16 protein-coding genes and 1 tRNA gene are annotated in these 21436 nt (G+C 39.2%); 10 read left to right on the top strand and 7 right to left on the bottom strand.

Annotated features, from left to right (window positions below):
• The first annotated feature begins 8 nt into the window (after positions 1-8).
• Positions 9-1745 carry an energy-dependent translational throttle protein EttA gene (gene ettA / locus H9I37_RS00430; protein WP_187380522.1) on the top strand — a complete coding sequence of 579 codons (1737 nt, stop codon included), beginning with the start codon at positions 9-11 and terminating at the stop codon, positions 1743-1745.
• A 46-nt stretch (positions 1746-1791) separates the two neighbouring features.
• Here the strand turns inward: ettA and H9I37_RS00425 are convergent, their stop codons facing one another.
• The 5 genes from H9I37_RS00425 to hflX form a co-directional block, all read right to left on the bottom strand.
• Complete coding sequence (locus H9I37_RS00425; protein WP_187380521.1) at positions 1792-2610, bottom strand: class I SAM-dependent methyltransferase; 819 nt, start codon at positions 2608-2610, stop codon at positions 1792-1794.
• Positions 2611-2655: 45 nt separating this feature from the next.
• Entirely contained in the window at positions 2656-3672 is a 1017-nt protein-coding gene (gene add / locus H9I37_RS00420; RefSeq protein ID WP_187380520.1) for an adenosine deaminase, read from the bottom strand.
• 141 nt (positions 3673-3813) lie between these two features.
• Positions 3814-5622 (bottom strand): oligoendopeptidase F, encoded by a 1809-nt coding sequence (gene pepF, locus H9I37_RS00415; protein WP_187382486.1) that lies wholly within the window; start codon positions 5620-5622, stop codon positions 3814-3816.
• Positions 5623-5654: 32 nt separating this feature from the next.
• Positions 5655-6170 (bottom strand): flagellar basal body-associated FliL family protein, encoded by a 516-nt coding sequence (locus H9I37_RS00410; protein WP_187380519.1) that lies wholly within the window; start codon positions 6168-6170, stop codon positions 5655-5657.
• 1 nt (position 6171) lies between these two features.
• Positions 6172-7410 carry a GTPase HflX gene (gene hflX, locus H9I37_RS00405; RefSeq protein WP_187380518.1) on the bottom strand — a complete coding sequence of 413 codons (1239 nt, stop codon included), beginning with the start codon at positions 7408-7410 and terminating at the stop codon, positions 6172-6174.
• Positions 7411-7494: 84 nt separating this feature from the next.
• Here hflX and H9I37_RS00400 point away from each other — a divergent pair, with 84 nt between their 5' ends.
• On the top strand, positions 7495-9675 hold the full coding sequence (locus H9I37_RS00400; RefSeq protein ID WP_187380517.1) for a hypothetical protein: 2181 nt from the start codon (positions 7495-7497) through the stop codon (positions 9673-9675).
• 19 nt (positions 9676-9694) lie between these two features.
• On the opposite strand, the gene H9I37_RS00395 is transcribed toward H9I37_RS00400, so the two are convergent.
• Positions 9695-11245 carry a DUF5312 family protein gene (locus tag H9I37_RS00395; protein ID WP_187380516.1) on the bottom strand — a complete coding sequence of 517 codons (1551 nt, stop codon included), beginning with the start codon at positions 11243-11245 and terminating at the stop codon, positions 9695-9697.
• Between the two features lie 152 nt (positions 11246-11397).
• On the opposite strand from H9I37_RS00395, the gene H9I37_RS00390 reads away from it, so the two are divergent.
• Together H9I37_RS00390 and H9I37_RS00385 are read left to right on the top strand one after the other, a co-directional pair.
• Positions 11398-12495, top strand: coding sequence for a hypothetical protein (locus H9I37_RS00390; protein WP_187380515.1), 1098 nt, complete (start codon positions 11398-11400; stop codon positions 12493-12495).
• On the top strand, positions 12495-15632 hold the full coding sequence (locus H9I37_RS00385; protein ID WP_187380514.1) for a FlgD immunoglobulin-like domain containing protein: 3138 nt from the start codon (positions 12495-12497) through the stop codon (positions 15630-15632). Before H9I37_RS00390 ends, H9I37_RS00385 begins: the two co-directional genes overlap by 1 nt.
• 12 nt (positions 15633-15644) lie before the next feature.
• Here the strand turns inward: H9I37_RS00385 and H9I37_RS00380 are convergent, their stop codons facing one another.
• Positions 15645-16232, bottom strand: a complete 588-nt coding sequence (locus H9I37_RS00380) for a 5-formyltetrahydrofolate cyclo-ligase (protein ID WP_187380513.1) — start codon at positions 16230-16232, stop codon at positions 15645-15647.
• A 168-nt stretch (positions 16233-16400) separates the two neighbouring features.
• Here H9I37_RS00380 and H9I37_RS00375 point away from each other — a divergent pair.
• From H9I37_RS00375 to H9I37_RS00350, 6 genes are all read left to right on the top strand, one after another.
• Positions 16401-16473: transfer RNA gene (locus tag H9I37_RS00375), tRNA-Asn, on the top strand.
• A 239-nt stretch (positions 16474-16712) separates the two neighbouring features.
• Entirely contained in the window at positions 16713-18068 is a 1356-nt protein-coding gene (locus tag H9I37_RS00370; RefSeq protein WP_187380512.1) for a tyrosine-type recombinase/integrase, read from the top strand.
• A 152-nt stretch (positions 18069-18220) separates the two neighbouring features.
• A complete protein-coding gene (locus H9I37_RS00365) occupies positions 18221-18451 on the top strand; it encodes a helix-turn-helix domain-containing protein (protein ID WP_187380511.1) in 231 nt (76 codons plus the stop codon).
• A gap of 22 nt (positions 18452-18473) precedes the next feature.
• Positions 18474-19001 carry a hypothetical protein gene (locus tag H9I37_RS00360; protein WP_187380510.1) on the top strand — a complete coding sequence of 176 codons (528 nt, stop codon included), beginning with the start codon at positions 18474-18476 and terminating at the stop codon, positions 18999-19001.
• Complete coding sequence (locus H9I37_RS00355; RefSeq protein WP_255422446.1) at positions 19002-20213, top strand: phage terminase large subunit; 1212 nt, start codon at positions 19002-19004, stop codon at positions 20211-20213.
• 35 nt (positions 20214-20248) lie between these two features.
• Positions 20249-21436, top strand: a complete 1188-nt coding sequence (locus tag H9I37_RS00350) for a phage portal protein (RefSeq protein WP_187380509.1) — start codon at positions 20249-20251, stop codon at positions 21434-21436.

Genomic DNA, 21436 nt, shown 5'->3' with positions numbered 1-21436 from the left:
TATTCGAGATGGCAAAAACATTTGATGACAAAAAAATAATATATACAATGGACAGAGTTTCGCGTTCGTATGGAACAAAAGTTGTCCTTAAAGATATCAGCATTTCGTATTATTATGGTGCGAAAATCGGCGTGATTGGAGCAAACGGTTCCGGTAAATCTTCGCTTTTTAAAATCCTTGCAGGAGTCGACAAAGATTTTGTCGGAGAAACTCATCTCGCTCCAGGATACTCTATAGGATATCTTGAACAAGAACCTCAGCTTGAAAAAGGTAAAACTGTGATGGACATCGTAAAAGAAGGCGTAAAGCCGATTACAGACCTCCTCGCAGAATTTGATAAAATCAACGAAGCGTTTGGTGACCCTGATGCCGATTTTGACAAACTTTGCGCTAGGCAAGGTGAAATACAAGAACAGCTTGACGCTTGTGATGCTTGGAACCTTGACAACAACCTTGAACTTGCGATGGATGCGCTGCGCTGTCCCCCTGCCGAGCAGATTGTAGATGTCCTTTCAGGCGGTGAGCGTCGTCGTGTTGCATTGTGCCGTCTTCTTCTTCAAAAACCTGACATCCTTCTTTTAGATGAACCTACAAACCACCTTGATGCCGAAACAGTCGCATGGCTTGAAAATCATCTTCACACATATCCGGGAACTGTGATTGCGATAACTCACGACCGTTATTTTTTGGACGATGTTGCAGGATGGATTTTGGAACTCGACCGCGGAGAAGGCTATCCATTTAAGGGAAATTATTCGAGCTGGCTTGAACAAAAAGAGGCGCGCCTTGCTCAGGAAAATAAAAATGAAAGCATGCGCCAAAAAGAGATTCAGCGGGAATTGGAATGGATTCACATGGGTGCTAAAGGGCGTCAGGCAAAGCACAAGGAACACATCACCAGATACAACGAGCTCATGGCTCAGGAAAGTAAAAAGCAGTTGAAAGATACTCAGATTTCGATACCGGCAGGTCCACGGCTCGGCGGTCAGGTGATTGATATAGAAAACCTGACAAAATCTTTCGGCGACAAACTCTTGTTTGAAAATCTCAACGTTCATATTCCTGCCGGCGCAATTGTCGGAATTGTCGGACCAAATGGGGCAGGTAAAACAACGCTTTTTAAGATGATTGTAGATGCCGCAGGGCTTCCTGATGGAGAAAAACCTGATTCAGGAGAGATAAAAGTTGGCTCTACAGTAAAACTTGTCTATGTCGATCAGATGCGTTCAGGACTCGACATGAACAAAACTGTTTATGAAACTCTCGGCGGTGGCGGTGATATTGTGAAACTCGGTGCTGTCGATGAAAAAGGTCGTGCTCTTGAAGGCGGAGTTCGCGAAATCAACGCTCATGCATACTGCGGATGGTTCAATTTTATAGGACCAGACCAGAACAAAAAAGTCAGCGTGCTTTCCGGCGGTGAAAGAAACCGTTTGAATTTGGGTATGATGCTAAAGGAAAGCGGAAACGTTCTTTTGTTCGATGAACCTACAAACGACCTCGATGTTCAGACTGTTCGTGCGCTTGAAGAGGCTCTTGAAGATTTTGCAGGCTGTGCTTTGGTCGTAAGTCATGACAGATGGTTTTTAGACCGTATATGTACGCATATTCTAGCATTTGAAAACAATTCAGAAGTTCGGTTTTTTGAAGGAAACTGGTCTGAATACGCAGAGTGGAAAAAGCAGCAGTTCGGTGAAGAAGCCGGAGTTCCAAAACGCGTTGTATACAGAAAATTGAGCCGATAAATTTTATTTTTTAATTACAATTCATAAAGGTAAAGGATTTGCTGATTTATGATTTTCTTAAAATATCTACAGTGTGGCTGCCAGCTCCTAGAAGTTCTGGTCGTTCGCAGTTTGCATGATGATATTTTAAAAAAGCATCAAATTCCGCATCAGACATTTCATTGAGTTCGCGGCGCATATAATCAGCAGGTCCATCTGCGGAGATAATTTTTATACGCTCAAGGTCAGCTTTTTTATTCAGCACGTCTATATCTGAAATCCGTACGTAATCGTATAAATCGTCTTTTGTGCAGATTGTGTGAAAGTCTTGGGTGAGCCCGCCTTTTTTTAAAACTTCTTCGAGGTTGTGTTCTTTAAAACAATATGTAATCACACTGTAGTCGTCCATCACGTATGCAACTAGAATATTTCCGCCTTTTTTTGTGATTCTTTTTGCTTCCGAAAGAGCTTTGAGTTTGTTTTCTTCTCCATGAAGATGATAAAGCGGCCCGAACAATAAAGTTATGTCAAAAGCTTCGTCATCTAAAAAGTGAAGGTCACGCGCATCGCCTTTCCATGTTTTTATGTTTTCGTGTTTGTCTCGCAATATCTCAAGATTGTGTGGTACAAGCTCGACTGCAGTTACATCAAAACCTCTGTGACAAAGCTCTACAGAATAGCGCCCAGTTCCAGCACCTATATCAGCTATTTTTAGTTTGCGGGGCACTTCTTGATTTGCCTGTAGAACAGATTTTTCCGCACATGCCAACTCTTCAGCACATTTTAAAATATACTTTAGAGTTGTCGAAAATTCTACAATTCCGTGCCGAGTCTCTAATCTGTGTTCTTCGTGAAATTTATTGTAATATTGTTCGAGCTTAGTCATATTTTGGACATAAAAATTGCAAAAATGTTTTGGAAGATATGTTTTTTACAATTTCCAAGCTTCGTCTACAGCTTTGATCGCTTTTTGTTTTTCTTTTTCGCTCATAAATGATGATGTAAACCCGTTTTTTACGAGTTCTTTGATTTCGTCCATCGTGAAGTTCAGTTCGCTGTAACAAATCCAATATTCGTTGAGCAAAGTCGTCTTAAAGAAAACAGGGTCATCTGTGTTGATGTTTACCATCATCCCTCGGTCATAAAACTCGCGGACAGGATGGTCTTTTGCTTTTTGAACGATTTTTTTTGTGAATGTATTTGATGAAATACAGATTTCAATCGGAAGTTTTGTTTTCGTGAGCTCTTCCATCAGTTTTTCGTCCTGAATCGCTGTAATTCCGTGCCCAATGCGCTGCGCATGAAGATAATTTATAGAATCCCAAATAGATTCGGGACCGACATCTTCTCCGGCATGGGCAACAGCTTTAAATCCGTCTTTATGTGCAAGGTCATAGACAGGAGCAAAATCTTTTGCAGGTCCTTTTGATTCAGCACCGCCAAGACCAATCCCAATTATGTCTTCACACGGATATTTCTTGAAAAGGCTATAGTTATTCATCGCATTTTTACAGCCGAATGTGCGAGATACATCCATCAGTAATTTTACTGTGATTCCACGTTTTTCTTTAATCTCCGTGATTTTTTTGTGGAAGATTTTTACCATATCTTCGTATTTAAAGCCCATCTTCAAAAATGAAGTCGGTGCAAAAAACACTTCGGTGTATACAATTCCATTTTCCACAAGATATTTTTCTAGTTCATCAAACACAAGGTTAAAGTCATCTACAGAACTGTACATTTCTTGAATTTTGAGAAAAACTTCTATAAAACCGTTTAAGTCGTTGTAAGAGAAGAGAGACTCCTGTTCTTCTTTTGACATCTCTTTTCCGTATTTGTTTTTATAAAGTTTTTTTACTCCTGATAGAGTGATAACTGCTTCAAGATGAATATGCAATTCTGCTTTTGGAATACATGCTAGAAATGTTTTGAATTCCGATTTGTTCAATTTAATCATCTCCTGATTCTGACTGTAACACTATTATTTTGACGTTTCAATAAGTGAATAATATTACCGTATTATAATATCGGTATAAAACGTTAGCAACTTTAAAGAAATCGTCAAAGGGAAGCTTTAAAAATACCGTTTTCATCTGTTGAAAAATCTATTTAATTCATCGACGATTGTTTTGAACTCATCGCATGCGGCTTGAACAGGTTCCGTGCTTTCCATATCTACTCCAGCGACTTTTAGGCTTTCTATTGGATAACGTGAGCCGCCGCTTTTTAAAAAATTAAAATAATCGTTGCGCTCGTTTTCGCCGCCTGTCGTCACTCGTTTTGCAAGAGCAAGCGCTGCGGAAATTCCAGTTGCATATTTATAGACATAGAAAGCGTTGTAAAAATGTGGAATCCTAAGTCCCTCTAAATCAGAATTGCTCTCGAAATGCATTTCTGAACCAAAATATAATTCGAGGAGCTCTCGGTATGTCTTGCGAAGAAGCTCTGCAGTCAGCGGAGTTCCCTTTTCTACAAGTTCGTGAGTTTTAAGTTCAAATTCTGCAAACATTGTCTGGCGGTACAGAGTTGCAAGAATATCATCAGCACGCATCGCAAGAAGATATTTTTTCATCTCATCTGATTTTGCCGTTTTGAAAAGATATTCAAATACGAGTTCTTCGTTAAATGTCGACGCAACTTCTGCTTCAAAAATTGTGTAGTCATAGCTCATAAACGGATTGTTGTGGACTGAATACCAGCTGTGCATGCTGTGCCCGCCTTCGTGTGCCATTGTAAATACATCGCGGATATTTGATTCGTTGTAGTTTAAAAGTATATAAGGATCTCCTATGTACGCACCAGAACTGAATGCTCCTGAGCGTTTTCCGACATTTTCATAGCGGTCAGCCCAACCGTTCAATAAGCCGTCACAAAGCCTGTCTGTATATTCTTTCCCAAGAGGAGCAAGAGCCGCCCTGCATATTTCAACTGATTCTTCGTAAGAAGTTTTCGTTTCAACAGTTTTTACTAGCGGAACATAAACGTCGTAGTGACGCAATTCACTGACACCCATAATTTTTTTTCGGAGCGAATAATAGGTGTGAAGAGTCGGTAGATTTTTGTGCACGCATTCAATCAAGTTGTGGTAAACCGATTGAGGCACTTTGTTTCCGTAAAGAGCGTGCTCGAGAGATGATTTGTATCCGCGTGAACGCATCGTGAATACATCTTGATTTACACTGCCTGCATAAAGCGCTGCAATTGTATTCTGATGTTCTTCATATTTTCCGTAAAATTTTTTATACGCTTCTTCCCGGACTTTCCTGTCTTGAGAGTGAAGAAAAAGCGTCCACGTTGTTTCTGTAAGCTGCCGTTCTTCTCCATCAACTTTTACAGTTCCAAAAGTTTTGTTCATGTCGACGTTAGTAAGCACGCTGAATGCTGTTTGCGCAGTTTGGGCAGGCTGCATTGCGAGAGAAAGAATTCTTTCTTCTTTTTCGCTTAGGATAAACTGTTTAAAATGCAGCAATTTTTTTATATAGACTTTGTAATCTTTAAATTGAGGTTGTTCGATCCACTCCATAAGCTTTGTTTCGTCGATTGACTGAATTTCCGGGTCTATAAAGCTGAGTTCAGTTTCCATCTGAGTGTATGCCATCATAGCGCGACCCTCGCGGTCTGTTGCATTTGAATCGTCTTCATCTGCTTCGTGTTGAAGTGAAGCATAATGATAAACGGTTTCCATTTTTAGATTTGCCTTTTCAAGCGCTTTCAACGCTTCTAAAAGCATTTGTGCAGAACTTCCCAGCTTTGATTTATATTCCAATACTTTTTTTGTCAGTATAGGTATTTCTTTTAATGAAGATTCCCATTCATCATCTGATTTATAGATTGAAGAGAGGTTCCATTTATCTGATTCAGGAACATCTTTGCGAGAAGGTATAGTTTTTGCCATGATTACTCCTATCGGTAATTTTATGATTTTTTATTTTATTCCAGAAAAATATAGTCTGTAAAATAAATGCCGCTTATTTTCCCGAGTGAAAAACGGCTGTTTATCTGTTGTACCAATTTTTTTTCTATTACTTCTTCGGTTTCGGAAAGCAGTTGATTTTTTGTGCGTTCCGAAAAGTACTTTTGCATTATTCCTCTTACAACTCCGCGTTTTCTTGCGATTTCCTCATAAAAAACGGTGTCGTCTGCGGGATACGCTAGCCATGCCGACGCAACAAGGACTGTATTTTCATTCGTATTTTCGCTTGCATTTACAATCCTCATCGTCCCAAGCTCAAAGTACGCAGTCTTTTCATCATCAACAGGGGGGGCTAGACTAACCGCTTTACCTTTTGAAAGCAGGACTTCAGGTGTGTTTCTCCTTTCGTTGAGCATTGAAAAAAGTGTTCCAATCAATATTACAAGAACAAGCAGCGCTATAACTGCGAGCATAATCTTGTCGCGCAATAAAAGTCTTTCCCATGTATTTTTTTTATAAAAATCAGACTGCATTTTACCTATAATCCTTAATCAATTCTAAAAGCCTTCCAGTTGTACGAGCAGTTATATGAACACCGTCTTCAAGCCATTCTTCTTTTTGAATACACCCAGCTTTTCGCAATTCTGTAACAAGGTCTGCACGTTCTACAGGAATTATATAATTTGCAATTTCACCGTAAAGTGTTTCATAAATTCTCTGTTTTAGTTCGTCAAAACCGTTTTTTTCCTTTGCGCTGACTAAAATCGCATCCGGGAATTTGTGACGCAAAGTTTGGAGTGTTTTATTTTCGTCTTCTTCGGCTTTGTCTATTTTATTTAGAAGAATAATGCGAGGGCTTTTGTCCGCCCCGATATCTTCAAGGACGTCGCAAACAGTTTTATATTGAAACTCCGCTTCTTTATCTGAAGAGTCAAGCACAATCAACAGAAGGTCGGCATCGGCTGCTTCTTCGAGTGTAGATTTAAATGCGTTTATCAGATGGTGTGGAATGTTGCTGATAAATCCTACTGTGTCTGTAATCAAAACTCCGGCGCTTTCGTTTAACGGTAATTTGCGAGTTAGAGGATCGAGAGTTGCAAAAAGTTTGTTTTCAACAAATGCATCTGAGTCTGTAAGCGCATTCAACAGCGAGGATTTTCCTGCGTTTGTATAGCCTACTAACGCGCATGAAAAAACTTTGCCACGCTGTTTTCTCTGAGTTTTACGGTTCAATTCAATCTCTGCGAGTTCTTTTTTTAGAAAAGCTATTCGCTCACGGATTTTTCGTTGGTCTAGTTCTAGTTGAGTCTCTCCAGAACCTTTTGTTCCAAACGCCCCACCTCTCTGGCGCGCAAATTCTTTATTGACGTGAGCAAGGCGTGGAAGCGAATATGAAAGCTGCGCTAGTTCAACTTGAAGCATTGCCTCGCGTGTCTGTGCACGTTGAGCAAAAATTCTTATGATGACTTCCTGTCTGTCAAAACACGAGATTCCTGAAAGTTCTTCCCAGTTTCGCTGTTTTCTCGGCTCAAGGTTGAAATCAAAAATAATGCAGTCAGCTTGAATTTCTCTCGCCAAATCTGAAATTTCCTGAGCTTTGCCTTTTCCCATTCCGTATGCGGGCTGAACTTCCATCCTAGTCAATGTAAGGCGCTGAACTACATCAATTCCAAGCGTAAAGGCTAAGCCTTTGAGTTCTTGTAAATCATTTCCCGGCTCTCCTACAAGGAGTGCTCGTGGTACTTTTGCTGCTTCTTTTTCTACTTCAACCATCGCAATTATAATACTCTATTTGTGTAGGATTGAAAACTAACATTGTTGAATTTTAATCTCTATGCCGATAATATAACGATAAAGATGACTTCTAGGCAGAAGATCGCTTTCAGCTTATTGAGTGCGCTTAGTCTCTTTGCAATTTTTTTTCTGTCGCTTAATACAAGCGTTTTCAAGTATATCGAAAACAAGTTTTATTCGCAGGCAAAAATTAGTGAAAACATAGCTGAGCTTGATAAAATTTCTGAAAGCTGTAATTTGTACATCTCTGATATTCTCAAAAAAGTTCAACGAAGTGAAACAGCTTGGATAAATGACCGTTCTGTCCGCAGTTATTACGTTCAAAATCCATCTGAAAGCGATGTGAGCCGCCGCCGCAGACTCACGGAACAGCTTTTTGCTGAGATTCCTTCACTCGATGGAATCCGAATCATCGATAAAAACGGTAAAAATCTTCATTTCAGTTCTTATAATGATACTGATGTTCTGCGGCTGAATGGAATAACAAAAAGTTACAAAAATTATCCTGATATTGTAAAAGATGCAGGCGAGCTCGAATTCAATATTTTTGAAAATAACACCGACGAAAGCAACGTAAAAATTCTGTTTGACGATTTGCGCGGGAGGATCATCATTTATGTGCCGTTTTGCTGGATGGATGGAATTTATTCGGCAAAATGTCTTTTTTACTTAAATATTTACGAAATCGAAAAATCTCTTGCAGATAAAAATGCAATTTCATTTGTTCAAAGCTTTACGATTTATTCTGACAATAGTTTAAATGGCGGAATCGTTTTAGGAATCCCGGCAGGGGAAACAAAAACATTTAAAACGCCTGTTCAAAATTATTGGCAAACGCTTTCAAAAACAGCAGTCTCTGCCGTTGAGCTTGAAAAAGTGTCATCACCGGAAAAAATCTTAGAGATGAGAGACGGTCGCTTTTGGGTAATTCTGACTTCATCTCGCAAAGATTTTATCAGAATAAGCGGAGTTTTCCCGAGCAATTTATTTGAACTTTCAAACGAATTAAAAATTTTAATTTATCTTTGTGCATTTATTTCAATCTTTCTTATAATTTTTCTCGTGTTCAGTTTTAGGAAAGATCCAATCACGATTCTGAAAAACCGTATTAAATGCATACAGCTTGCAATAATAGACGAATATTTGAGCAGCGACGAAAGCCGTAAAAATGGAAATAAATGGAGCTACGTTGCGGGGCAGTTAAAGACTCGGAAAGAAGATTTTACAACTGATATCGTAAAAAGCCTCAACGTGCACAGCAAAAAGCGCAGAGAAGAATTAAGCGAATATCTCGAAAAAAACTGGAACGAGATATTTGTTATTTTTGACAATAAAATAAAAAACATCTCGGCAGAAACCGAAGCTGACTATGACTCGGAAACTCAAAGTCAAGCCGCTTTGAAATCTGATGACAGGAATATTTCAAAAGCATCGGTTGAAGAAATTCGCAAAGTTCTTGAAGACGTAATCAAAAAGGCAAAATTAAATCTTGTTGTTTCTGCTGGAAGCGATTTGACAGGGCAAAAAAACGATGGCGCTGCGCAGACTGTTGTGCATTCAGATGATATAGATGAACTTGAAGATGTTGAAGATCTCGATGATGTTGAAGAACTAGATGAAGAGAGCTTGGATGATGTCGAAGAACTTGAAGATGTTGAAGAACCTGAAGGTGTAGATGATGTCGAAGAACTTGAAGATGTTGAAGAGGTTGAAGAACTCGAGGATGTTGAAGAGCTTGAAGACGTTGAAGAGCTTGAAGATGCCGATGATGTTTCGCCGCCTGAGTCTGAAAAAGAACGTCATGAAGATTTGAAATATACCCCTCCTGTTCAAAAAGATATAATTGACGACGTAATAGACGAACTTGATGAACTCGAAGAATCCGAATTCGAAAATAAACGCACTGAAGAATTACTTTTCAGTATAAATAAGGGGCAACACAAGTACGAACCTTCTGACGAAACGTATTTTGACAACAACGAATTCGCTACTGTAGATAATCTTTATGCAGAAGAAATAAGGCTCGGTTCGGAATATTCTTTTGCGACATTAAATGGAAATCGGAAAATATTTAAAGTGTTCGATTTGAAAGATTATGCTTCAGAGAAGCAGGAAAAGATCGAAGAACTTACAGAAGAAGTCCCGGCAAACAAAGAGAATGATTATTTTTCGCTGTCGTCATTTGCAGAAGAACCACTCGAAAATTTGCAGGAAATTGTTGACAGAGAAAGCGTCGGCAAATAAAATCTGCAACAAATAAAAATTAATTGACGTAAGCTTGCATCAACTGAACAAACATATAAATCTTTTTATAAATTCCAACGCAAAAATCATGCATCGGCAAGTCGATGTATTTATCAAGCTCTTTCCAGTTTTGAACAATTACAGGTTTTGAAAGAGCCATATCGTCAATCAATGGTTTTATTGTTTTTCCGATCGTTATCAAATTTTGTGCAGAAGAAATTATAAAACCTCGCGCCGTTTCATTTGCATCTGAAATCACTCGGTTTATGATGTTTTCTGCGCCGGCATCGTGAGCGGTCTTTGGCAAAAGTGTCTTTACTTTAATTCCGCTGACACCGTCTTCCGAGAACTTTTCATCAAAAATTGTAATTTCGTCAGAAGTTTTAAGAAGCTCTTGATAAGCGTTTGAAAGAGGTGCAGAAAGCGTCGCATCCCACTGACCCCGGATTACAACAACATCATAAAATTCACGGATTGCTGTTTTTACAAATTCAACAAGGAAAGTTTTCAAATAATTCAAAGGCTCTGTGTATTCAAATGTATTTAAATCTTTTTTTTCAAGAGGTGCATTGAAAGATGGAACGTAAAATTTTAGACTTTGTGGATTTGCCGTTCCAAAAATCTGAATGCAGATGGAAGAAACTTTTGAAGCCTTCTGCTCTGCTTCTATTTTTGCGATAAGATTTCTTACATCACTTTCAATTTTATCAAAATATGGTTCGACAATCGGCTCGTAATGGTAGGCAACTTCTGTTACATATTCAGGATTTTCTGAAGCGTGCTGAACTATTAAGTCGAGGGTGCGAGAGCTTTGGATGCTCCTGATTTTTGCGACAATTTTTTTCCAGCTGCCAAAAGGAACTAATTCTTTCCCTTGAGTTTTCTTAAAGAAATCAAAAAGTGGACCCCAGTCAATCGAATCGTCTGTAAGCGAATATGCGACTGAAAGAAAATCTTTTATATCGTCGAGGATATATTCTGCGCTGACTTTTTCGATAGTGGGAGCCAAATCGAATGAATATTCTCTATATGTTGAATCGAACTTTTTGATAATCATGTAATAATCAAAACAACAGAAATCTTTGAAAATTGTGAAAGTTTTAGAAATTGCTTCGGCTTTTGCGGTTTTTGCTTCGTCAAAATCGTGAGAAAATTCTTGTAATTTGTTTTCAATGTCGTTTTTTACTTGGGATACAGGTGTGTGTCTGATTGCTTCAAGAACTTTCGTTTCATCAAAGCTGTCAAGAAGTTCCAGCTGGCGTTCAGAAAGGATGTAGTTTATAATCTGACGATTGAAAATTGCAGGGTTTTGAGCATTTTTAAATACGATTTGGGCAGGAGAAGTCGCTTTGTAAATTTCAAAAATCAATTTGCCAAAAGGAGCGAGCATTTCTCCTGAAGACTGTTTATAAAAATTGTGATATTTCGATTTTGCAATATTTTTTGCGATCGCTTTTAGACGACGTTTTTTTTCTGCATCCGGGCTTGAAGACTTAAAAATAGAAGCGATAAGCGCCTGAAAGAAATTTTCTTTTTTCTTAGAATTTTGATTTTTTTCTTTGCTGATCATACACTTACTATATGGTAATTCTATTAATAATTCAAGATTTTATCAGTTTTACAATCAAAGCTTTTTATCCGAAAATTTTAACATATAGTAAAAATAAATTTATTCAGTTATAATCAGTCATTGGAAATACCTAAACATATAAGGAGATTTATATGAAAAAATTAGCAACTGCGGTCATTTCGGCTTTATTTATGCTGACTGCTGTTAATGCCTACAATCCTCCTGTTGGAACAGAGGATTTATATCTAGTTTCGAGTCCGCTAAACATTTCCGGCGGGCTTTCTGTTACCGGAGGTGGGCTTTTTAATGCCGGCTCTGATTCTCTTATTGTAAACCCTGCACTTGCTGCTAAAGAACAGAGAATTAACTTAAACCTTGGATATACTTTCTTTTATTCGGGAGGATATGATTCTTTAATACACAAAATAGGACAGGCATTCCAATTAGGCATTATGATCCCAACAAAGTTATATATTGTAAGTGGTTTTGTCGATGGGATTTTTGTCGGTTATAACGAGATGAACCTCGGTGATTCAGTCAATATGAAAATTGGGCTTTCAAAAGAAATCACAGATAAACTCGATGTTGGCTTGAGTTTGAATGCCGGAATAAAGCTTTCTAGCGGCTTTGACTGGTCATTGGGCGCAAATATAGGTACTGTATATAACTACGGAGAAGTCGGATTTATGAAAAACTTTCGACTAGGCTTTTCAGCTTTAAATCTCGGTAAAGGTTATACGAATTCGACTCCTGATAATGGGAAATATGCGATTAAAACTTTTGATGACAAGGGACGCATGCTTGACAGCACGCCATTCCCAACTCTCGCAACAGTTAAGTTAGGCGCTTCTGCAACGATGTTTGAAAACGACGTATTAAAGGTCGGCACTGCGCTCGATTTTACGACTCCGCTTTTTCAAAACCTGATTGTTGACGCAAATGTAATGCTCGCAATCAAAGAAAAATTTATTATAAGCATTGGAGAAAAATATAACTTAAAAGAATCGATGGCCGGTCATGCAAACTACATTCCATCGATTGCATTCCTTTTTACTTTTTCATTCAACGTAAAATCAAATTCGTATCTTAAGAACAACGGCTGGAGCGAAAGTGAAATGACTACATCTGCCGGTTACAAAAATATGTACAGCGCAGTAAATGCGTTTTCGGTTTGTGCAGATATTGACCTCGGTATGAAAGATACAGAAGGTCCAAAAATTGAAATTTTTGAAATAAAGGAGGCTGAATAATGAACAAAAAAATATTGATTTTTAGTCTGTTTTTAATTTTTGCGGCTAATGCGTTATCGGCTCAAACAAAATATATTTCACCAAACAATGACGGTGTAAAAGATGAACTCGTAATCCCCCTCAATATATCTGATAGACGCTATATTCAGGGATGGAGTCTTATCATAAAAGATTCAAAAGGAAACGTAATCCGTACAATTGGCAATAAAGTTGCACGTCCTGAGAGCGTGACATTCAAATCATTCTTTAAGCAGCTTTTTTCTGTAAAAAAAGGTGTTCAGATTCCGCGTGAAGTTATCTGGAACGGTGCGATGAACAACGGAGAAACAGCTCCTGACGGGACATATACATATTATCTCACAGCAACTGATGATAACGGAAATGAAGGCAAGACAAAGGAGTTTAAAGTTGTCGTAGATACAGTTGCTCCTGATATTGAGCTTGCTCAGCCTTCTGACAAGATTTTCGGTGAAGGCTCTAAATCTGCATTGAAAATCAAGCAGACCGGTTCAAAAGAAGATGAATGGATTGGAACTTTCAAAGCTTCCGATGGGAAAATCGTAAAGACTGTAAAATGGGTAAACGCTGAACCTGCGGACTTCAACTGGTATGGTACAGATGATTTTGATGCGCAGTTGGCAGACGGAGTTTATTCTTATGAAATTACATCAAAAGACAGAGCAGGAAACGTTGCAGCTCAGTCTGTAATCTCAAACATCATTTATTCAGCTGATAAGCCTGCTACAAACATATTCGTTGAAGGCTCGCGTTATTTTTCTCCGAAAACGGAAAGCAAACTTTCTGACGTAACTTTTGAGCTGACAATCCCTGTTCCATCTGAACGTTCAGGAAACAAACTTGTTGAATGGGCAGTTTCAATTAAAGACAGCCGCGACAAAGTTGTAAAATCATTCAATCAGAGCAATTCTGGTTCAGTTCCACCGGAAAAAATCGTATTTGACGGAACCGGCGACGATGGAAAACTTCTCAAAGACGGAGAATATCAAGCTGTAGTTACCGCTAAATATCTCAACGGATACGAACCTGCGGAAATTAAATCTCCTGTGATAGTTCTCGACACTCAAAAACCGTCAGCTCAGATTGTCGCTTCTGAAAAAGTTTTTGGCGCCGGTTCTAAAGATTCTGTAAAATATTCAATTATGCTGACACCATCCGCAGGAGCTCCTGTTCCTTCTTGGAAAGCCGAAATTATCAATTCTGAGACAAACGCAGTCGTAAATACGTATGATTTTGGAGAGTATCCTCCGTCAGAAGTTATCTGGAACGGTATTTCTGCAAAGGGAACTATTGCTGACAAAGGTCAGTATAAGTTTGTCCTTACAGGAACAGACCTTGCCGGCAACACAGGAGTAAGCCAGTCTTCTGAACTCGTAACATTTGACACTACAGAAACTCAGCTTTTGCTAGCGATGTCTGATAAAGCATTTTCTCCAAACGGAAACAAAGTAAAAGACACAATAACATTTAATCCTGTAACTGCCACAAAAGATGTTGCTTCTTATGAATTTTCAGTAAAAAATTCTTCAGGAAAAGCTGTTTATACAGTAAAAGAGTCAAAAAAGCTTCCTGTAAGTTTTGTTTGGGACGGCAAAGATAACGATAAGATTCTTTGTGCAGACGGCATGTATTCGGCTCAGCTTTCAATAACTGCTGCAAACGGTTCAACTGCTGCTGCTTCAACTCAGTCATTTGAACTAGATACAGTTGCTCCAAAATTGACAGCAGAAATTCCTTGGGATTCTTTTGCTCCGAACGGAAACGGTGCTCAAAAAAATATTCCTGTCACTATCAAAGAAAGCACATCAGAAAAACTTTGGACGGCGGAAGTTCGCAACTCAAAAGATAAAGCAGTCAAGAAATTCACTTGGAACGGAAAATCAGACGACTTTACTTGGGACGGTACAGACGAAGCCGGAAATCTCGCAGACAATGCAAAATACAATGTTGTAATTTTTGCTACGGATGATGCCGGCAATAGTTTTAGCACAGAAATAAAAGGAATCACTCTCGATAATCGTGAAACAAAAGCTTATATCACTGCGGAATACGAAGGCATTTCTCCAAATAATGATGGAACTCTCGATGTTCAGAAATTTGAAATTCGAACAACTGTGGCTGACAGCATCCTTGCTTGGAACTTCAATGTAAGAAAAGAGGATGGCACAAGCGTTTACGAGCTTACAGAAAAAGACAGCGCTAATCTGCCTGCTGTCATAAATTGGAACGGTGCGGATAAATCCGGAATTGCATGTGAAGGAACATTTATTGGAACTCTCGACATTTCTTACAAGAACGGAAACACAGTAAGCGCTGTTTCTTCAGCATTTGTTTGTACGGCAACTCCTCCTGTTCTTGCAATCAAGACCGCTCCGGAATTCTTTAGCCCTGACAACGACGGAATAGATGATGATCTGTATATAAGACTTTCAGGTTCTACAAAATCTAAAATAAAGAACTGGTCGTTCACGATCAACGATCCAAAAGGAAATGCATTCTGGACGACTTCCGGCAAGTCAACAATCACTGAAAGAATTATTTGGGACGGGTTGAGTAACACTCAAAAAGATGATAAAGGAAACGCGGAGCGTGTTCAGTCTGCAATGGATTATCCTTATGAATTCACTGTGACAGACACTCTTGGAATGACTTCTACAATCAAAGGTGTAATTCCTGTCGATGTGCTTGTTATCCGCGAGGGCAATGTTCTCAAGATGGCAGTTCCTTCTATAATTTTTGAGTCTGATGATTCAAACTTCCAAAAGGCATCTGCTAAACTTACAGAAGTTCAGGTAAACAACAACGTTAAAGTTTTGAACCGAATTGCTGAAATCTTGAAGAAATTCCCTGATTACAAAGTAACAGTAGTTGGTCACGCTAACAAAATCACAGATAATCCTAATGAAGAGACTGTAGATAACCCTCGTGAATGGGGACGTGCTTCTATGCCGCTTTCTAAAGAGCGCGCTGAGGCAATCAAAACTTATTTGATTAAGCGTGGTGTAAGTTCTTCGTCTCTCTCTACAGAAGGATTTGGCGGCACTAAGCCAGTTGTAAATCCGAAAGATAAGAACAATAACTGGAAAAACAGACGAGTAGAATTTATCCTTGAAAAATAGAATAAAGTTGGATTAAAAAAATATAAAGTCCATCAAAATGTCGTGTTCATCGGTTGGAATGCTTTCCATTATCTGAATTGGAAAGCAAACTCCGGCAAAATGGACACGGCATTTTTTATTTAACACAAATTTGTTATTCAGTATTTTAGAAAGAAAGATGTCGTAGTATGCTTTTCCACGTCCAATCCGTTTGCCGTCTTTTGTAAAAGCGCGCCCTGGAATCAATATAAGAATATCTTTGACACTCTGATCAATCTTAAATGGAGCACAATCAGTCTGCGGTTCTTGAATTCCAAAATGACCTGTTTCAGTTGGCAGTTTATTAGAAAATTTATAAAAATTTATATGTGATAAATTGTTTTCAAACTCAATTCGCGGAATGAAAACTGATTTTCCATCTTCATCTGCTTTTTGATTGACAGGCAAAACGTTAACTTCGTCAAAAAGTGGCATATAGCTTAATATTGTATTTGCATTTTTGTAAATTTCAGATGACATTATTTTGCAGCAAATTTTGTTTGACCAGCAAGCAAGTTTTGCGCCGTTTTCCGAGATTACTGTTTTTATTTGTTTTCTCAACTCATTTTTTGAAAGATTCATTTTTTAGATAATATCAAATTATTGCCAAAAGTTTAAGAAAATGTGATAAAGCAAAAAAAAACAATTGATTTAAGCAAAAATATCATGAATTGCTGATAAATCAATCAATTTAGGTTGACTCTTTTTTCATTTTTTTATACTATGATACTCACGTTCAATAGAACTGCTGGTTGCTTAGCTCAGCTGGTAGAGCAATGGACTGTTAATCCATGTGTCGCAGGTTCAAAACCTGCAGCAGCCGCTTAAGACCTTCTCAGATGAGAAGGTCTTTTTTTTGTCTATTTTCTTATTTTGTAAGGAATTAGAGTTTATTCAATGAGTTTGAGTGTACCCTCCTGATGGAAAGGTTGCTTAAAGACTTGTGGAAAAACTGAGACCTACACAACGAGCTACATAAAGACCTACATAAGAACCTACACAAGGCTTGTTCGTTTGAAGTTTTTCCACTGCTGTCCTGATATGTCAGAACAGGAGGTTTTTATGCGTCAGTTCTATCTTGTAAAGAATCATTGGGGCTATTACATGGCCATAATGATTGATCCAATTACTGGTTTGAAGGGAGCTTCTAAAAGCACTCATTCTAAAGACAAGGTTGAAGCTACTGTGATTGCGGCAGACTGGGTAAAGAATGGTTTGCCGGAAGCTAAGAGTCATTCACGTGCTTTTCTGAATTCTGATTCCGCTTCTCCACAAAAAGTTCAAAGCATTATTAACGGTCTTTCTGCTTCTGATGCGCAGCTTATGTTTTCTATGCTTTCTCAAAAAATGGGCGTATCTGTTGCAACTCCTCTCTCCACGCCTATTCAAACTGTTGCACCTGTTTCTGTTCCTGTTGAAAAACCGGCTCCGAAAAAATCTGACATTAAGCTTGCTGAGTTCTTAATTAACTTCTGGGATTATGATAAGTCTGAAGCTCTTCAACGTTCCTTTGCCAAAGGTAAAAAACTTTCGCGTATGCATACTGATGCAATGAAGGGGCTTGCTAAGAATCACTGGCTTCCGTACTTTGGACCGGACAAGCTTGTTGAAGATTTGGAACAGGATGAACTTGATGACTTTTTCTTTTACCTATACACGGTAAAGAAGCTTTCGGGCTCTACTGTAAACCATGCTATAACTTGTGGAAGTAAGGCTATTGGATACCTTTTTGATAAGCATAAGATTTCGTTTAATCCTATGGCTGGTGCTGAGCGTTATGGCATCAGCAATGAAAAACGTGACATTCCAACTGAGAGTGAAGCTCGTTCTCTCTTGAATTTGAACTGGAGAAACCATCTTGGGAAACTTGCATTTGAGCTTGCCGCTTACTGTGGGTTGCGTGCCGGAGAGATTAGCGGACTTAGAGTTTGTGACCTTGATATGCAGGCTGAAGTTTTGCACATCCGTCATAGCTGGAATGAAAAAGACGGTTTGAAGTCTACTAAGAATACCGAAGATCGTGACGTGCCTGTTACTCGTGAACTTCTTTTGCAGCTTATGAACAGGGCAAGATTGAATCCTAATTATTCTGATTTGAGTTATGTATTTTTCAGTAACGTAAAACCTGAGATTCCTTGCAGGCCTGCTTATTATCAGGACAGCTTTTATGAGGCTCTTAGTGAAATTGGAATTAGCGAAGAACAGCGCAAAGAGAGAAACATTGTATTTCACAGTCTGCGTCACTTCTGCGCTACTCTTCTTGCACAGAGAACTGATATTAAAAATGTTCAGGCTATTCTTGGTCATAAGAGTGCTTCTATGAGCTTGCATTATGCGGACCATGAGACTATGACGCAATTGAATAATATGCGAAGCATTATGCAAGATGCCTGGAAAGAATGTATTATTTCTGCCTGATGTGCAAAAAGGTTTAGAAAAATTAACCTCTGGGTTAAAAATCCTAAACCTTTTTGCTTAACACTTTGGATTTATCATTAAGCCATAACAGAAAACTGTTGTGGCTTTTTTTATGCTCTTTTGCTCTGCGTAAAAGGCCCAGGGAGATTTTTATGGACGAAACTGAAAAAGAAAACATGGAGTTGTTTTCGGTTGAAGAAGCTGCGGCTTACTTGAAATTCAGTACAACTTTTGTTTACCGGCTAGCAAGAGAAAAAAGGATTCCGCATGTAAGTTATGGCAGACACATTATTTTTCGCAAAACGGATTTATATAACTGGCTTGGAAGTATGGTTTGCACTGTTCGTGAACCAGAACACGCAAGTTACGTTGTAAATAAATAATCAGGCAAAGGAGGTTTTAGGCGTGGGAGAAAAGGACACTGTTTGTACCAGCAGCAGTGAACTTGTTCAGACAGAAGAAGCTTTGAAGTCCTGGGAGAAAAAATTGGAAGGCGAATCTCCCAAGGCATTCAAGGCCTTCTGTCTTTTCCGTTCTATGGGCTACAAACGCAGCATTAAAGCCTGCCTTGAGCTGAACGGAATTGAGCCGAATAAGTACGGCTCTTGGGCTCGTTATGCACGGATCTTCCGTTGGAATGAACGTGCAGCAGAATACGATGCGTATATTGCAAAAGAAACTGAAAGGGAGATTTTAGCTGAGCGAGTTGAACGCCGTAAACGCCAGATGGAAATGCTGAACGGCTTTGACGAACTTGTGGCTCAGCGTATTAAAACGCTGAAGCCTGATGATTTGAATGCAGACGGTGCAATGGATTTGCTTGAACGTTCTGCAAAGCTGGATTCGTTTATTACGGGTGCAGACAAAGAAAACAATAAGCCAGTACAAGGCGAGCTTGCAATAACATTTGCAGATTCATTTAAGGATTTGTAATTGCGTGAATTGTTCAAGCCGACAGCTGTACAGAAAAAAGCTTTAGAGCTGCTTAGTTCTTCTGCGAAACATGTTCTGCTTTTTGGTGGTTCACGTTCTGGAAAGACTACGGTTCTTGTAATGGCGATTATATTTCGTGCCTGCAGATATCCTGGAAGCAGACATTTGATTTGCCGCTTTCGAGCAAAGGATGCCAGAAGCTCTGTACTCCATGAGACTCTGCTTCCCTGGCTTAACAAAACGATTGGTGCGAACAATTACAAAGCTAACGTACACGACGGATTGATTACCTTGTGGAACGGTAGTGAGATTTGGATTGGTGGGCTTGGTGATAAGGAACAGGTAGACAGGATTCTGGGTCACGAGTATGTGACGATTTACTTTAACGAAGTGAGTCAGATTTCTTACTCTGCAATTACAACTGCCTACTCTCGTCTTGCAATGAAGGTGGAAGGTTGTAAGAACAAGTTCTTTTATGACTGTAACCCGTGTTCGCCAATGCATTGGGCTTATAAAGTTTTCATCCGGAAAATTGAACCTCGGACGGATGAAAAATTAAACAAGCCGGAACTTTATGCTTCTGCTGTTTTGAACCCAATGGATAACGCTGAGAATCTGGATGAGGATTATATCAGCGACATTCTGGACAACATGCCGGAAAAGCAGCGGGCCCGATTCCGCGACGGTCTTTGGGTAAAACCAGAAGGAAGTGTTTACGAGAAGTTTGAAGAATCTATGATTCTTCCTCGCGACAAGCTTCCTTCTGAGTTTGACAAATATACTGGAGGTCAGGATTTTGGCTTACATATTGCAGCTGTAAAGATTGGTTGGATTGGTGACTGTGTTTACGTTATAGGTGACTATGGCGGATTCAACATAACAACTAAAACCAGCGTTGAAAACCAGACTGCAAACGGATGGTATGACGAATGCTTTGTCACCTACTGCGACCCGGCAGGTGGAGAGAGAATTCAGGAAGTACCTGGAGGTGTTAAGGCTAATAACTCTGTGGATGCAGGAATTGATTACATTATCGCATTGATTGAACGCGGAAAGTTTTTTGTTTGCAAGGACTGTACCGGCGTTCTTGGTGAGATTTGGGATTACTCTCGTGACGAGAATAATCAGATTGTAAAAGTAAATGACCATTACATGGATGCTATGCGTTATGCGATTTTCAGCGCGGTGACCAGCGGCGTGGTAATGGCATAAGTTTTTTGGTTTACCGATAATCTAGGAAATAGAAAGTGAGTTTATTCAGAAGAAATCAGCAGAAGCAATTACAAAGTTTTGAACAACTCAATGGAGAGACAGTTGCTGAGGATTTTTCTGTGCATGAGAAAAAGGCCTGCACAGATCCTTATCTTCAACATGCCTGGGTTTCTGTGTGCATTGATATTTTAACTCGTAACGTAGCGAGAGCTGAATTTGAAGTACGTAAAAATGGAACAGTAGAACGTGACACTGCTCTTGCAAATCTTTTTCGTTTTCCAAATAAAAATCTGAGCCGCTTTGATTTATGGAAACAGACTTGTGCCTGGTGGAGTCTGGATGGTGAAGCATTCTGGTGGTTCGGAGAAAATTATGTCTGTGGGATTCCAACTGAGATTTACATTCTTAATCCGCGATATATGCAGCATGTCGTTGACGGCGGAAAAATTACCAAATGGGTTTACACGGAAGAAGGCAGCGGATGGCCGCTGATTATTCTTCCTGATGAGGTAATTCATTTTAAGGACTGGAACCCATGGAATGTCTACAGGGGCGTAAGTCCGCTGGTAAGTTTGGGGCTTGAGGTTGAACAGGATTTACTTGCGGCAAAGCAAAACACAGGCTTGCTTAAAGAAGGAGGAGTTCCGAAAGGTTTACTGAAGACGGACCAGGTATTAACAGAAGCTGAAGCAGAGCTTTTAGCGAGAACCTGGGACAGGAAATATGGCCGCGGTATGAAGAATCTTGTTGCTGTTTTGGGTAAAGGTACAGAGTACCAGCCGCTTACTTTTAGCCCTGATGTTCTGAAACTTTATGATATGAAAAAGTGGAACTTGTATACACTGCTCGCGAAATATGGAATACCTCCACGAGTGGCTAACATACAGGATTCCAAGAGCTCCTTAAGTGGTACTGATACAGACAGTCAGCACAGAGCTTTTTGGAACTATACATTAATTCCCCTCCTTAAGAATTTTGAAGAGGTTCTTGAGGTGCTGTTGTTCAGAAGATTTAATCTGCCTGAAACTGGTGTATTTAATCTTGATTCTATACCTGAGTTACAGGAATCAGAAGATGCCCAGAGTAACAGGGATATTGCAGAAATCAATGCCGGCTTGAAAACCATTAATGATGTTCTGCGTAAACGTGGTGAGAATACAAAACCATGGGGTGATACCTGGTTCAGAGCTTCTTCATTGGTTCCTGTTGAACAATCTCAATAA

The organism is Treponema sp. Marseille-Q3903 (assembly GCF_014334335.1).
Taxonomy (GTDB): domain Bacteria; phylum Spirochaetota; class Spirochaetia; order Treponematales; family Treponemataceae; genus Treponema_D.
Note: the sequence above shows the minus strand (reverse complement) of the source record. Positions and strands in the feature narration are given on the sequence as shown.

Bases quoted from the DNA above. Each gene is read 5' to 3' on its own strand.
- H9I37_RS00390 (WP_187380515.1), top strand. From the start codon at position 11,398: ATGAAAAAATTAGCAACTGCGGTCATTTCGGCTTTATTTATGCTGACT.
- ettA (WP_187380522.1), top strand. From the start codon at position 9: ATGGCAAAAACATTTGATGACAAAAAAATAATATATACAATGGACAGA.
- H9I37_RS00380 (WP_187380513.1), bottom strand. From the start codon at position 16,232: ATGAATCTTTCAAAAAATGAGTTGAGAAAACAAATAAAAACAGTAATC.
- H9I37_RS00425 (WP_187380521.1), bottom strand. From the start codon at position 2,610: ATGACTAAGCTCGAACAATATTACAATAAATTTCACGAAGAACACAGA.
- H9I37_RS00385 (WP_187380514.1), top strand. From the start codon at position 12,495: ATGAACAAAAAAATATTGATTTTTAGTCTGTTTTTAATTTTTGCGGCT.
- H9I37_RS00365 (WP_187380511.1), top strand. From the start codon at position 18,221: ATGGACGAAACTGAAAAAGAAAACATGGAGTTGTTTTCGGTTGAAGAA.
- H9I37_RS00395 (WP_187380516.1), bottom strand. From the start codon at position 11,245: ATGATCAGCAAAGAAAAAAATCAAAATTCTAAGAAAAAAGAAAATTTC.
- H9I37_RS00410 (WP_187380519.1), bottom strand. From the start codon at position 6,170: ATGCAGTCTGATTTTTATAAAAAAAATACATGGGAAAGACTTTTATTG.
- hflX (WP_187380518.1), bottom strand. From the start codon at position 7,410: ATGGTTGAAGTAGAAAAAGAAGCAGCAAAAGTACCACGAGCACTCCTT.
- H9I37_RS00370 (WP_187380512.1), top strand. From the start codon at position 16,713: ATGCGTCAGTTCTATCTTGTAAAGAATCATTGGGGCTATTACATGGCC.
- H9I37_RS00400 (WP_187380517.1), top strand. From the start codon at position 7,495: ATGACTTCTAGGCAGAAGATCGCTTTCAGCTTATTGAGTGCGCTTAGT.